The sequence below is a fragment of the Pseudomonas triclosanedens genome (assembly GCF_026686735.1).
Lineage (GTDB): Bacteria > Pseudomonadota > Gammaproteobacteria > Pseudomonadales > Pseudomonadaceae > Pseudomonas > Pseudomonas triclosanedens.
Window position 1 is genome coordinate 2,122,072 of record NZ_CP113432.1, and the last position, 14,177, is coordinate 2,136,248.

13 protein-coding genes are annotated in these 14,177 nt (G+C 65.0%); all 13 read left to right on the forward strand.

Going from position 1 to position 14,177, the window contains the following annotated elements; genetic code table 11:
• Positions 1-3: 3 nt before the first annotated feature.
• The gene (gene fliQ / locus OU419_RS09995) at positions 4-273 is read left to right on the forward strand and encodes a flagellar biosynthesis protein FliQ (protein WP_254472011.1); all 270 of its coding nucleotides are present in this window, start codon (positions 4-6) and stop codon (positions 271-273) included.
• A complete protein-coding gene (gene fliR, locus OU419_RS10000; RefSeq protein ID WP_254472012.1) occupies positions 273-1,049 on the forward strand; it encodes a flagellar biosynthetic protein FliR in 777 nt (258 codons plus the stop codon). Before fliQ ends, fliR begins: the two co-directional genes overlap by 1 nt.
• Positions 1,050-1,055: 6 nt before the next feature.
• On the forward strand, positions 1,056-2,192 hold the full coding sequence (flhB, locus tag OU419_RS10005) for a flagellar biosynthesis protein FlhB (RefSeq protein WP_254472013.1): 1,137 nt from the start codon (positions 1,056-1,058) through the stop codon (positions 2,190-2,192).
• A 170-nt stretch (positions 2,193-2,362) separates the two neighbouring features.
• The gene (gene flhA, locus OU419_RS10010) at positions 2,363-4,486 is read left to right on the forward strand and encodes a flagellar biosynthesis protein FlhA (RefSeq protein WP_254472014.1); all 2,124 of its coding nucleotides are present in this window, start codon (positions 2,363-2,365) and stop codon (positions 4,484-4,486) included.
• A 15-nt stretch (positions 4,487-4,501) separates the two neighbouring features.
• Entirely contained in the window at positions 4,502-5,812 is a 1,311-nt protein-coding gene (flhF, locus tag OU419_RS10015; RefSeq protein WP_254472015.1) for a flagellar biosynthesis protein FlhF, read from the forward strand.
• Positions 5,813-5,980: 168 nt separating this feature from the next.
• Positions 5,981-6,811 carry a flagellar synthesis regulator FleN gene (fleN, locus tag OU419_RS10020; RefSeq protein ID WP_254472016.1) on the forward strand — a complete coding sequence of 277 codons (831 nt, stop codon included), beginning with the start codon at positions 5,981-5,983 and terminating at the stop codon, positions 6,809-6,811.
• A complete protein-coding gene (gene fliA / locus OU419_RS10025) occupies positions 6,808-7,557 on the forward strand; it encodes an RNA polymerase sigma factor FliA (protein WP_254472017.1) in 750 nt (249 codons plus the stop codon). Before fleN ends, fliA begins: the two co-directional genes overlap by 4 nt.
• Positions 7,558-7,734: 177 nt before the next feature.
• Complete coding sequence (locus OU419_RS10030) at positions 7,735-8,109, forward strand: chemotaxis response regulator CheY (RefSeq protein ID WP_085988857.1); 375 nt, start codon at positions 7,735-7,737, stop codon at positions 8,107-8,109.
• Positions 8,110-8,134: 25 nt separating this feature from the next.
• Positions 8,135-8,920, forward strand: a complete 786-nt coding sequence (locus OU419_RS10035; protein WP_254472018.1) for a protein phosphatase CheZ — start codon at positions 8,135-8,137, stop codon at positions 8,918-8,920.
• Between the two features lie 31 nt (positions 8,921-8,951).
• The gene (locus OU419_RS10040; RefSeq protein ID WP_254472019.1) at positions 8,952-11,189 is read left to right on the forward strand and encodes a chemotaxis protein CheA; all 2,238 of its coding nucleotides are present in this window, start codon (positions 8,952-8,954) and stop codon (positions 11,187-11,189) included.
• Positions 11,190-11,240: 51 nt separating this feature from the next.
• A complete protein-coding gene (locus tag OU419_RS10045; protein WP_254472020.1) occupies positions 11,241-12,341 on the forward strand; it encodes a protein-glutamate methylesterase/protein-glutamine glutaminase in 1,101 nt (366 codons plus the stop codon).
• Positions 12,341-13,081 carry a flagellar motor protein gene (locus tag OU419_RS10050; RefSeq protein ID WP_254472021.1) on the forward strand — a complete coding sequence of 247 codons (741 nt, stop codon included), beginning with the start codon at positions 12,341-12,343 and terminating at the stop codon, positions 13,079-13,081. Before OU419_RS10045 ends, OU419_RS10050 begins: the two co-directional genes overlap by 1 nt.
• A gap of 164 nt (positions 13,082-13,245) precedes the next feature.
• Positions 13,246-14,130 (forward strand): flagellar motor protein MotD, encoded by an 885-nt coding sequence (gene motD / locus OU419_RS10055; RefSeq protein WP_254472022.1) that lies wholly within the window; start codon positions 13,246-13,248, stop codon positions 14,128-14,130.
• Positions 14,131-14,177: the final 47 nt, after the last annotated feature.

Sequence of the window (14,177 nt, forward strand, 5' to 3'; positions counted from 1 at the left end):
GCAATGACTCCGGAAGTCGCGGTAGACCTGTTTCGCGAGGCGCTCTGGCTGACGGCGATGATCGTCTCCATCCTGATCCTGCCCAGCCTGCTGATCGGCCTGGTGGTGGCGATGTTCCAGGCCGCCACCCAGATCAACGAACAGACGCTGAGCTTCCTGCCGCGCCTGATCGTGGTGCTGCTCACCCTGATCGTGCTGGGGCCGTGGCTGATCCGTCAGCTGATGGAGTACACCCAGACGCTGATCAGCAACATCCCGACGCTGATCGGCTGATGCTGGAACTGTCCAACGCGCAGATCGGCGGCTGGGTCGGCGCCTTCCTGTTCCCGCTGTTCCGCATCGCCGCGCTGCTGATGGTGATGCCCATCATCGGCACGCAACTGGTGCCGACCCGGGTGCGTCTCTACCTGTCGCTGGCCATCGCCGTGGTGCTGGTGCCGAACTTGCCGCCGATGCCGCAGGTGGATGCCCTGAGCGCGAAGGCCATGTTGCTGATCGGCGAGCAGATCCTCATCGGTGCGATGCTCGGCTTCACCCTGCAGCTCATGTTCCATGCCTTCGTCATCGCCGGGCAGATCATCTCGATGCAGATGGGCCTGGGCTTCGCCTCGATGATCGACCCCACCAACGGCATCTCGGTGCCGGTGCTCGGGCAGTTCTTCACCATGCTGGTGACGCTGCTGTTCCTGGCCATGAACGGCCATCTGGTGGTGTTCGAGGTGCTTGCCGAGAGCTTCGTCACGCTGCCGGTGGGCGAGGGGCTGTCGGGCAATCACCTGATCACGGTGGCCGGTAAGCTCGGCTGGGTGATCGGCGCGGGCCTGCTGCTGGCGTTGCCGGCGATCACCGCGCTGCTGGTGGTCAACCTGGCATTCGGCGCCATGACCCGCGCCGCGCCGCAACTGAACATCTTCTCCATCGGCTTCCCGCTGACCCTGGTGATGGGCTTCATCATCGTCTGGATCGGCAGCGCCGATATTCTGTCGCAGTACCAGGCCCTTGCCAGCGAAGGCCTGCAACTGCTCCGTGAACTGATTCGAGCGAGGTAGCCCGCGATGGCTGAGAGCGAGAGCGGTCAGGACAAGACAGAGGAACCTACAGAGAAACGGCGCCGGGAGGCGCGCGAGAAAGGCCAGCTCCCGCGGTCGCGGGAGCTGAACACCCTCGCCGTGCTCGTTGCCGGCGCCGGCGGCCTGCTGATCTATGGCGCCAGCCTGGCGGACGCGCTGATGCGTCTGATGCGCGGCAGCTTCGAGTTGTCCCGCGAGACGGTGATGAACAGCGACAGCATGCTCCAGCAACTGGTCGCCGCCGCGCAGATCGCCGGCCAGGGCGTCTGGCCGATTCTCGCCCTGCTGCTGGTGGCGGCTCTGGTGGGGCCGGTGGCGCTGGGTGGCTGGCTGTTTTCCGCTGAGGCGCTGGCGCCCAAGTTCAGCCGCATGAACCCGCTGGAAGGGCTGAAGCGGATGTTCTCGTCCAAGTCGCTGCTGGAGCTGTTCAAGGCGCTGATCAAGTTCACCGTCGTGCTGGCGGTAGCCGTCCTGGTGCTCAAGTCCGACCAGGACGACCTGCTGGCGATGGCCCACGAGCCGATGGAGCAGGCGCTGATCCATTGCGCCAGGGTGGTGGGCTGGAGTGCCTTCTGGCTCGCCTGCAGCCTGGTCCTGATCGCCGCCGTGGACGTGCCGTACCAGCTCTGGGACAACCGCCAGAAGCTGATGATGACCAAGCAGGAAGTGCGCGACGAATACAAGGATTCGGAAGGCAAGCCGGAGGTCAAGGCCAAGGTCCGCCAGATGCAGCGCGAGATGGCGCAGCGGCGGATGATGCAGGCGGTGCCCGAGGCCGACGTGGTGATCACCAACCCGACGCACTTCGCCGTGGCCCTCAAGTACGACCCCGAGGCCACCGGCGCGCCACGCCTTCTGGCCAAGGGCAACGACTTCATGGCGCTGAAGATCCGCGAGGTCGCCCGCGAGCACAAGGTTACGGTGTTGGAGTCGCCGGCCCTGGCGCGGGCGGTGTACTACTCCACCGAGCTGGAGCACGAAATTCCCGCTGGCCTCTACCTCGCCGTCGCCCAGGTGCTGGCTTACGTCTACCAGCTCAAGCAGTACCAGGCCGGCAAGGGCAAGCGCCCGGGACCGATGCCGGACCTGCCGATTCCGCCGGATCTGCGGCGCGACGAGTAACGCGCAAGTCGCGCCCGTCGATCCGGTATGGGGAAGCGGTCAAAAACGCGTATTTCGCCACTTTCAAAAAGTTGGAACACTTCCTGCAAAACTCCCTGCGGATGCCGTTTTCGGCGTCAAAAGTTTGATCCGGCGGGCGCGAGTCCCGTCGCAGGGCAGGGGAGTCGAGGGTGGACCGCACGCAACTGATCAGCAACGTTCGCAGCAATCTGGCGGGCCTGGGCCGGGGCAATCTCGGCGTGCCGCTGCTGCTGCTGGCCATGCTGGCCATGATGACCCTGCCGATCCCGCCATTCCTGCTGGACGTGCTGTTCACCTTCAACATCGCCCTGTCCATCGTTGTTCTGCTGGTCTGCGTGTACGCACTGCGCCCGCTGGACTTCGCCGTGTTCCCGACGATCCTTCTGGTCGCGACGCTGCTGCGCCTTGCGCTCAACGTCGCCTCGACCCGCGTGGTGCTGCTCCACGGTCATGACGGCCATGCCGCCGCCGGCAAGGTGATCCAGGCCTTCGGCGAGGTGGTGATCGGCGGCAACTATGTGGTCGGTATCGTGGTCTTCGCGATCCTCATGATCATCAACTTCGTGGTGGTCACCAAGGGTGCCGGGCGTATCTCCGAAGTGAGCGCGCGCTTCACCCTCGATGCGATGCCCGGCAAGCAGATGGCGATCGACGCTGACCTCAACGCCGGCCTGATCGAGCAGGCCGAGGCCAAGAAGCGCCGTTCCGAAGTGGCCCAGGAAGCCGATTTCTACGGTTCGATGGACGGTGCCAGCAAGTTCGTTCGCGGTGACGCCGTGGCCGGCCTGCTGATCCTGTTCATCAACCTCATCGGTGGTGTCGCCATCGGCATGATCCAGCACTCCATGAGCTTCGCCGATGCCGGCAAGGTCTATGCGCTGCTGACCATCGGTGACGGGCTGGTGGCGCAGTTGCCGTCGTTGCTGCTGTCTACTGCGGCGGCGATCATGGTGACCCGCGTGTCCAGCGCCGAGGACATGGGCCAGCAGGTGAACCGGCAGATGTTCGCCTCACCCAAGGCGCTGGCGATCTCCGCGGCGATCCTGATCGCCATGGGCCTGGTGCCTGGCATGCCGCACGTTTCCTTCGTCGGCCTGGGCGCCCTGGCCGCCGGCGGCGCGTACGTGATCTGGCAGCGCCAGCGCAAGGCTGCCCAGGAAGCCGAGCAGGAGACCCAGCGCCAGCAGGAACTGCTGCCGGCCCAGCGCGCCCAGGAAACCAAGGAGCTGGGCTGGGATGACGTGACGCCGGTGGATATGGTCGGACTGGAGGTCGGTTACAGGCTGATTCCGCTGGTGGATCGCAACCAGGGCGGCCAGTTGCTGGCGCGGATCAAGGGCGTGCGCAAGAAGCTCTCCCAGGACCTGGGCTTCCTGATGCCGTCTGTACATATTCGCGACAACCTCGACCTGCTGCCCAATGCCTATCGCCTGACGCTGATGGGGGTGAGCGTGGCCGAGGCGGAGATCTATCCGGACCGCGAACTGGCGATCAACCCCGGCCAGGTTTTCGGCACCCTCAACGGCATCGCCGGCAAGGACCCGGCCTTCGGCCTGGAGGCGGTGTGGATCGAGCCGTCCCAGCGCGACCAGGCGCAGTCGCTGGGCTACACGGTGGTGGACGCCAGCACGGTGGTCGCAACGCATCTCAACCAGGTGCTGCACAAGCATGCCCACGAGCTGCTCGGCCACGAGGAAGTCCAGCAACTGATGCAACTGCTGGCCAAGAGTTCGCCGAAGCTGGCCGAGGAGCTGGTGCCGGGAATGATTTCGCTGTCGACGCTGCTCAAGGTTCTGCAGGCGCTGCTGCAGGAGCAGGTGCCGGTGCGTGACATTCGTACCATCGCCGAGGCCATCGCCAACGTTGCCACCAAGAGTCAAGATCCCGCCGCGATGGTGGCGGCGGTTCGCGTCGCGCTGTCCCGCGCAATCGTGCAAACCATTGTGGGACTAGAGCCGGAGCTGCCTGTCATCACTCTGGAACCAAGGTTGGAACAGATATTGCTCAATAGCTTGCAGAAGGCCGGACAGGGCTCCGAAGACGGCATGTTGCTGGAGCCCGGAATGGCAGAGAAGCTGCAACGCTCGATGGTGGAGGCGGCGCAGCGCCAGGAAATGCTCGGCAAGCCGGCGATCCTGCTGGTGGCCGGCCCGGTTCGCGCGATGATGTCCCGATTCGCGCGGATGGCGGTCCCCACCATGCACGTGCTGGCTTACCAGGAAATTCCGGACAACAAACAAGTCACGATTGTCGCCACCGTTGGGCAGAACTGATTGAGGTCCCAGGCCATGCAGGTAAAACGCTTCTTCGCCGCCGATATGCGTCAGGCCATGAAACTGGTCCGTGACGAGCTGGGCCCGGACGCCGCGATTATCGGCAATCGCCGGGTCGCTGGCGGCGTCGAGCTGACCGCTGCGCTGGACTACCAGGCGCCCGCGGCGGCCAGCAAGCCCAACCCGGCACTGGAGGCCGAGCTGCGCAAGACCCAGGCGCGTATCGCCGAGGCCCGTGCCGAGCTGAGCGCGCCTACCCGCATGAGCGAAGCGGTGCGCAAGGACCGTCAAATGTACGGCGTCGAAGCGCCGCGCCGCAGCGCCGCCCAGACTCTGGCCGAAGCGATGGCCGCTCCGGTCGCGCCGGTTGCCGCCGCTGTCGGCCAGCAGGCCCTGGAAGCCATGCGCTTCGAGCTCAATGGCCTGCGCGAGCTGATCGAAGTGCAACTGGGCTCCATCGCCTGGAACCAACTGCAGAACCAGCGCCCGAAACAGGCCAACCTGTGGCGCCGCCTGCAGCGCATGGGGCTGCCGGCAGACCTGAGCCGCAACCTGCTGGAGCGCGTTTCTTCCATCGCCGATCCGAAGCAGGCCTGGCGCATGCTGCTGGCTCACCTGGCGCGTTCGATCCAGACCCCGGATGCGGACTTGCTGGAGCAGGGCGGTGTGATCGCGCTGGTCGGCCCGGCCGGCATGGGCAAGACCACCACCCTGGCCAAGCTGGCCGCCCGCTATGTGCTGAAATACGGGGCGCAGAGCCTGGCGCTGGTATCGATGGACAGCTTCCGCCTGGGCGCCCAGGAGCAGATCAAGACCCTCGGCCGCATCCTCAACGTGCCGGTCACCCTGGTCGATCCGGGCCAGTCGCTGATCCAAGCGATGGCTCCGCTGGCTCGCAAACGCCTGGTGCTGATCGATACTGCCGGCCTGCCTGCCAACGATCCGGCGCTGCGCATGCAACTGGAGGCCCTGGCGGCGCAGAGCCTGAATGTGAAGAACTATCTGGTGCTGGCGGCGACCAGCCAGAGCCAGGTGCTCAAGTCCGCCTGGCAGAACTATCGCCTGTGCGGTCTGGCCGGGTGCATCCTGACCAAACTGGACGAAGCCGGCAGTCTCGGCGAGGCGCTCGCGCTGGCTATAGGCCAGCGTCTCCCGGTAGCCTATCTGGCGGACGGCCCGCGAATTCCGGATGATCTGCAGGTGGCGCGCAGCCACCAACTGGTCAGCCGCGCCGTGAGCCTGCAGGCGCCGGACGAGCCGAGCGAGGACGCAATGGCCGACATGTTCGCCGGCCTTTACCAGCAGCCGGTGCGTCGCGCCGGCTGAACGAATTGAAAGCCCCGTTGTGGGGTGGCGGGTGGCCGGCAGGGCCGCCCGAGCAATGCGGATGCTCTGGGAGACGATCCGCGAGCGCTGGAAGCGGTAGAGCACCGCGGCCGGCAGGGCCGAAGCGCCAGGGGGCGCATCGGCTGAACGACGAGACAAGGTATTGATATGGGCATGCATCCCGTTCAGGTAATCGCAGTCACCGGTGGCAAGGGTGGCGTCGGCAAGACCAATGTGTCGGTGAATCTTTCGCTGGCGCTGGCCGACCTCGGCCGCCGAGTCATGCTGCTGGATGCCGACCTGGGTCTGGCCAACGTCGATGTGCTGCTGGGCCTTACGCCCAAGCGTACGCTGGCCGACGTGATCGAAGGCGAGTGCGATCTGCGCGACGTGATCCTCCAGGGGCCCGGCGGTATCCGCATCGTCCCGGCGGCATCGGGGACGCAGAGCATGGTGCACCTGACGCCCATGCAGCACGCCGGCCTGATCCAGGCGTTCAGCGACATCAGCGAAAACATCGACGTACTGGTGGTGGACACCGCGGCGGGCATCGGTGACTCGGTGGTGAGCTTCGTGCGCGCGGCGCAGGAAGTACTGCTGGTCGTCTGCGACGAACCCACCTCCATCACCGACGCCTACGCTTTGATCAAGCTGCTCAACCGCGACTATGGCATGACCCGTTTCCGCGTGCTGGCGAACATGGCTCACAGTCCCCAGGAGGGTCGCAACCTGTTCGCCAAGCTGACCAAGGTGACCGACCGCTTCCTCGATGTGGCGCTGCAGTACGTTGGCGCCATTCCCTACGACGAATCGGTGCGCAAGGCAGTGCAGAAACAGCGTTCGGTGTATGAGGCGTTCCCGCGCAGCAAGGCCTCGCTGGCTTTCCGCGCGGTGGCGCAGAAGGTCGATAGCTGGCCGCTGCCAGCCAACCCCCGAGGGCACCTGGAGTTCTTCGTCGAACGCCTGGTGCAGCATCCGACCACGGGTTCGGCCGTATGATGACGGCCTCCGGAGCGCGTATGTACAGCAAGGCGCAGGCGCAGAACTCCCAGGACCAGCTGATCCAGCGGTACGCACCGCTGGTCAAGCGGATCGCCTACCACCTGCTCGGCCGCCTGCCGGCCAGTGTGCAGGTTGAGGACCTGATGCAGGCCGGCATGATCGGCCTGCTGGAAGCATCCAAGAAGTACGACGCCGGCAAGGGCGCGAGCTTCGAAACCTACGCCGGCATACGCATCCGCGGGGCCATGCTTGACGAAGTGCGCAAGGGCGACTGGGCACCGCGGTCGGTGCACCGCAATACCCGCATGGTCAGCGACGCGATCCGCACGGTGGAAGCCAGAACCGGACGCGACGCTAAAGATCAGGAGGTTGCTGCCGAACTCAATATGAGTCTCGAAGATTATTACGGCATCCTCAGCGACACCCAGGGCAGCCGCCTGTACAGCTTCGATGATCTGTTGCAGGACGGCGAGCACGGCGCGGGTCTGAGCGAAGACGCTTCGCACCATGACAACGAGCCTTCCCACGGCCTGGAAGACGAACGCTTCCAGGCGGCGCTCGCCGATGCCATCACCAAGCTGCCCGAACGCGAGCGGCTGGTGCTGGCCCTGTATTACGACGAGGAACTGAACCTCAAGGAGATCGGCGAAGTGCTTGGTGTCAGCGAGTCCCGGGTCAGTCAGTTGCACAGTCAGTGCGCCGCGCGCCTGCGGGCACGTCTGGCGGAGTGGCGCGCGCACTGAGCTTCGGGTAGTTTCCCGTCGGCCTTTTCCGAAAGGAAATTCGCAGGGTCTCAGATTTCTTCTGGGTGACGTCCCTTTGACGTCGCCCTCTATGGATGAGCGCACGGCGCTCGATGAATTGACGGCACGCCCGCCAGGGCGCGTCTGGTATCGATGGAGGTCGGTTTGGACAAGAATATGAAAATTCTCATCGTGGACGACTTCTCCACGATGAGGCGCATCATCAAGAACCTCCTGCGGGATCTGGGGTTCACCAACACCGCAGAAGCCGACGACGGCACTACTGCGCTGCCGATGCTGCACAGCGGTAACTTCGACTTCCTCGTCACCGACTGGAACATGCCCGGGATGACCGGCATCGACCTGCTCCGTGCGGTCCGCGCCGACGAGCGCCTGAAGCACCTGCCGGTGCTGATGGTCACCGCCGAAGCCAAGCGCGACCAGATCATCGAAGCGGCCCAGGCCGGGGTCAACGGCTATGTGGTCAAGCCTTTCACCGCCCAGGTGCTGAAGGAAAAGATCGAGAAGATTTTCGAGCGGGTCGGCAGCTAGTCGACTCGAAAGCCGAGAGGGCGTCATGGATCTCGTCAACGAATCCGAGGGTGACTTCGAGTCGACCCTGAAAAAACACGCGCGCGAATTGGTCGATTGCCTCGAACGCGGCGAAGTACAGACCGCCGTGCAACTGATCTCCGAGCTCAACCAGGCGCGTGATCGCGGGCTTTATCAAGAAGTCGGCAAGCTCACCCGCGAGTTGCACAACGCCATCGTCAACTTCCAGATCGATCCCAGTTCCCGGCATGCCGAGGAAATGTCGCAGATCGCCGACGCTACCGATCGCCTGTCCTACGTGGTGCAGATGACCGAGAAAGCGGCCAACCGCACGATGGACCTGGTGGAAGAGTGCTCCCCGGTGGTTTCGCACATCGAGAGCGAAGCCAAGACGCTGCAGGAGGACTGGTCGCGCTTCATGCGCCGCGAGCTGGGCCCGGATGCCTTCCGCGAGCTGGCCAGGCGCGTCGAGCAGTTCCTCTACATCAGCGCCCAGGATAGCCGGAAGATTTCCGCGCACCTGAACGACATCCTGCTGGCGCAGGATTTCCAGGACCTCACCGGGCAGGTGATCAAGCGCGTCACCAAGCTGGTCACCGAGGTGGAGACCAACCTGGTCAAGCTGGTCTGGATGGCCGGCCAGGTGGATCGCTATGCGGGTATCGAGCATGACTACAAGGGCATGAGCGATGCCGTCGAAAAAGAAAGATCTTCCAAGGGTGAAGGTCCGCAGATTGCTGCCGATACAAGAAAGGACGTCGTATCCGGTCAGGACGATGTCGACGACCTGTTGTCCAGCCTTGGTTTTTGAGCGTCGCTTGACGCTGTAGAGGGAGCACCGAATGAGCTTCGACGCCGATGACGAGATCCTCCAGGACTTCCTGGTGGAGGCCGGCGAGATTCTCGAGCAACTGTCCGAGCAACTGGTCGAGCTTGAAAGCCGACCCGATGACATGGACCTGCTCAACGCTATTTTCCGTGGGTTCCATACCGTCAAGGGTGGGGCGGGCTTCCTCCAGCTCAATGCGCTGGTGGAGTGCTGCCACATCGCGGAAAACGTGTTCGACATCCTGCGCAAGGGTGAGCGCCGGGTCGACGCCGAGCTGATGGACGTGGTCCTGCAGGCGCTGGATACCGTCAACGTGATGTTCCAGCAGGTGCGTGACCAGGAAGATCCGACTCCCGCATCCCGGGAGCTGCTGGCCGCGCTGTCGCGCCTGGCCGAGCCGGGTGGCGACGAGCCGGCGGCGGCCGAGGCGCCCGCTGCGCCTGCCGCCGAGCCGGTGCAGGAGGCTGCTGCCACCTACGGCGACATCACCGATGCCGAGTTCGAGCAACTGATGGATGCCCTCGAGCCGGCACCTGCCGCGCCTGCCGCCGCGCCTGCTGCCGAAGGCGGCGCCGGCGACGAGATCACCGACGACGAGTTCGAAGCGCTGCTCGACCAGTTGCACGGCAAGGGGCAGTTCGGCGGTGCGAGTGAGCCCGTCAGCGCTGCGCCGGCTCCTGCCGAGGAAGCGCCGGCTGCCGCCAGCGGCGACAATATCACCGACGACGAATTCGAAGCGCTGCTCGACCAGTTGCACGGCAAGGGCCAGTTCACCGGCGCGAAGGAAGAGTCCGTCGCTGCCGAGCCCGCCGCGTCTGCCGGGAAAACCGAGGCCGTGCCGGCCGCCGGTGGCGACGACAACATCACCGATGATGAATTCGAAGCGCTGCTCGATGAGCTGCATGGCAAGGGTCAGTTCACCGGGGCGAAGGAGGAACCCGTTACAGCCGCCAAGCCGGCCGTGAGCCCTGCGCCGCAGAGCAAGCCCGCCGCCGTGCCGGCACCGGCACCGGCGAAAGCCGCCAAGCCAGCCGAAGCGCCGCGCGCCGCTGCTGCCTCCGCTGCCGAGAAGCCGGCAAGCGAGGCGGAAACCACCGTGCGTGTGGACACCGCGCGTCTCGACGAGATCATGAACATGGTCGGCGAGCTTGTGCTGGTGCGTAACCGCCTGGTGCGCCTGGGCCTGAACAGCGGCGATGAAGCGATGGCCAAGGCTGTCTCCAATCTCGACGTGGTCACCGCCGACCTGCAGTCTTCGGTCATGAAGACGCGCATGCAGCCGATCAAGAAGGTCTTCGGCCGCTTCCCGCGGCAGGTCCGCGACCTAGCCCGCAACCTCAAGAAAGAGATCAACCTGGAGCTGATCGGCGAAGAGACCGACCTCGACAAGAACCTCGTCGAGGCGCTCGCCGACCCGCTGGTGCACCTGGTGCGCAACGCGGTCGACCACGGCATCGAAGGCCCGGACGAGCGCGAGGCTGCGGGCAAGGCGCGTTCCGGCCGCGTGGTGCTGTCTGCCGAGCAGGAAGGCGACCACATCCTGCTGTCGATCTCCGACGACGGCAAGGGCATGGACCCGGACGTGCTGCGCGCCAAGGCCGTGGAGAAGGGGCTGCTGGACAAGGACGCCGCCGACCGTCTCTCCGAGTCCGATTGCTACAACCTGATCTTCGCCCCGGGCTTCTCGACCAAGACCGAGATTTCCGACGTCTCTGGCCGCGGGGTTGGCATGGACGTGGTGAAGACCAAGATTTCCCAGCTCAACGGCATCATCAACATCTACTCGACCAAGGGCCAGGGCTCGAAGATCGTCATCAAGGTCCCGTTGACCCTGGCGATCATGCCGACGCTGATGGTGATGCTGGGCAACCAGGCGTTCGCCTTCCCGCTGGTCAACGTCAACGAGATCTTCCATCTCGACCTGTCCAACACCAACGTGGTGGACGGCCAGGAAGTGGTGATCGTCCGCGACAAGGCCCTGCCGCTGTTCTACCTCAAGCGCTGGCTGGTGCCGGGCGCCGAGTGCGACGAGTCCAGCGAAGGCCACGTGGTGATTCTCTCCGTCGGCACCCAGCGCATCGGCTTCGTGGTCGATCAGTTGGTGGGCCAGGAGGAGGTGGTGATCAAGCCGCTCGGCAAGATGCTGCAAGGCACGCCGGGCATGGCCGGGGCGACCATCACCGGGGACGGGCGCATCGCGTTGATCCTCGACGTGCCGAGCATGCTCAAGCGTTACGCGCGGCGTATCTGATTTCGCGCGCGGGGACGCCCGCGCGCGGCAAGGCTTTACTCAGGAGTGTCTATGGCTGTCAAAGTCCTGGTGGTGGACGATTCGGGATTCTTCCGCCGCCGTGTCTCGGAGATTCTTTCCGCCGATCCGCAAATCCAGGTAGTCGGCACGGCCACCAATGGCCGCGAGGCGATCGACCAGGCGCTGGCGCTCAAGCCCGACGTGATCACGATGGACTATGAGATGCCGCTGATGGACGGCATCACTGCCGTACGGACCATCATGCAGCGCTGCCCTACGCCGGTCCTGATGTTCTCTTCGCTGACCCACGAGGGCGCACGGGTGACTCTGGACGCGCTGGATGCCGGCGCGGTGGATTACCTGCCGAAGAACTTCGAGGACATCTCGCGCAACCCGGACAAGGTTCGCCAGTTGCTGTGCGAGAAAGTCCATACCATTGCCCGCGCCAACCGTCGCTACGCTGCCTACGCCACGCCCCCTGCGGCCGGCACACCGGCCAGTGGCGCCGCGAGCGCTCCTGCGCGCCATGCGCCCATCACCAGCGCGCCGGCCGCTCCGGCGCCGGCGACCTCCGCCGCCCCAAAGCGTAAGCCCTACCGGCTGGTAGCCATCGGCACGTCGACCGGTGGGCCGGTGGCGCTGCAGCGGGTCCTGACCCAGCTGCCTGCCAACTTCCCCGCGCCGCTGGTGCTGATCCAGCATATGCCGGCGGCCTTCACCAAGGCCTTCGCCGAGCGGCTGGACAAGCTTTGCAAGATCACCGTCAAGGAAGCCGAGGATGGTGACCTGCTACGTCCGGGCGTGGCCCTGCTGGCGCCGGGTGGCAAGCAGATGATGATCGACGGGCGCGGCGCGGTGCGCATCCTGCCCGGCGACGAGCGCCTGAATTACAAGCCGTGCGTGGACGTCACCTTCGGTTCGGCATCCAAGGCTTATGGCGACAAGGTTCTGGCGGTGGTGCTCACCGGCATGGGCGCCGACGGTCGCGAAGGCGCGCGGATGCTCAAGCAGGGTGGCAGCCAGGTGTGGGCGCAGGATGAGGCCAGTTGCGTGATCTACGGCATGCCGATGGCTATTGCCAAGGCCGGCCTGGCCGACGCGGTGTACAGCCTGGACGATATCGGCCGCCATCTGACCGAGGCATGTGGCTGATGGATGTCCTCAGCCTGGTCGGCCTGATCCTCGCGCTGGTTGCCATCATCGGTGGCAACTTCCTCGAGGGCGGGCACGTCGGCGCGCTGGCTAACGGCCCGGCGGCACTGATCGTGGTCGGCGGCACCCTGGCCGCCGCGCTGCTGCAGACACCGGTAGCGGTGCTCAAGCGCGCCCTGACCATGCTGCGCTGGATGGTTCTGCCGCCGAAGGTAGACTTGGTCGGTGGCATCAATCACGTTGTCGGCTGGAGCATGACCGCGCGCAAGGAGGGCCTGCTGGGCCTGGAATCCGTGGCTGACGCCGAGCGCGATCCCTACGCGCGCAAGGGGCTCCAGTTGCTGGTGGACGGCGCCGAGCCGGAAGCCATTCGCAGCATTCTCGAAGTCGATCTGTACAACCAGGAAAGCCGCGACCTGGCGGCGGCCAAGGTGTTCGAAGCGATGGGCGGCTACTCGCCGACCATCGGCATCATCGGTGCCGTGATGGGCCTGATCCACGTGATGGGCAACCTCGCCGATCCCGGTCAGTTGGGCAGTGGCATTGCCGTGGCCTTTGTCGCCACCATCTACGGTGTCGGCCTGGCCAACCTGTTGCTGCTGCCGGTGGGCAACAAGCTCAAGAGCATTGTGATGCGCCAGTCCTGCTACCGGGAAATGCTGATGGAAGGCCTGTTGTCCATTGCTGAGGGCGAGAACCCGCGGTCCATCGAGCTGAAGCTGCAAGGCTTTGTCGGCTGAGGAGGGGCAAGTGGCCTGCTTGATCGATTCTCCGAGCCATCTCCGGTGCCTGGGGCTCCCAGGCTGCTTTGGCGCTCATTGCCAGAGCGCAACCAGGGCTCGTCGCGCCGTTGTGGCAGCAAGCCCCTGGCCGATTCCGTCGAACGATAGCGCAGGCCACTGACATGCCGCGTCGCAGACACCATGAGGAACACGAGAATCACGAGCGCTGGCTGGTGTCCTATGCGGACTTCATCACCCTGCTGTTCGCCTTCTTCGTGGTGATGTATTCGATCTCCTCGATCAATGAGGGCAAGTACAAGATTCTTTCGGAAACCCTGACCGGTGTGTTCAACCAGGCCGACCGCTCGATCCGTCCGATTCCGGTCGGCGAGGAGCGCCCGCGCACCCAGCAGCCGGACCAGTCGATGACCGATCCGCAGGACGAGGGCCAGGCGCAGGGCAACCCGGATACCCTGCAGCAGATATCCGAAAGCATGCGCGAGGCGTTCGGCGAACTGATCAAGAGCGATCAGGTCAGCGTGCGCGGCAACGAGTTCTGGATCGAGATCACCCTCAACTCCAGCCTGCTGTTCCCCAGCGGGGATGCGGTTCCCAACGATGCCGCATTCGCCATCATCGAGAAGGTCGCCGGGATTCTGGCGCCGTACCGCAACCCGGTGCATGTCGAGGGCTTCACCGACAATGTGCCGATCCACAATGCGCAGTACCCGACCAACTGGGAGCTGTCCACCGCGCGCGCGGCGAGCATCGTACGCATGCTCGCCCAGGACGGCCTGGACGCCAGCCGCCTGGCGGCGGTGGGCTACGGTGAATTCCAGCCGGTGGCGGACAACGCCACGGCGGATGGCCGCGCACGCAATCGTCGGGTAGTGCTGGTGATTTCGCGTAACCTGGAGGTGCGCCGCAGCCTGAGCGGCGTGGGCAGCGCAAAGGCGCAGCCTGACCCGGCGTTGCGTCGCGCTGGCACGCAATCTGCACCAGTGGTTGCCAGCGAGGCGCCCGGCAGTGGCGCCGTCAATTCTTCGTCGTCGGCAGCAGGGAACTGATGTCATGCTTACCCTGATCCGACCCTGTGCAAGCGGGGAGCGAGCAC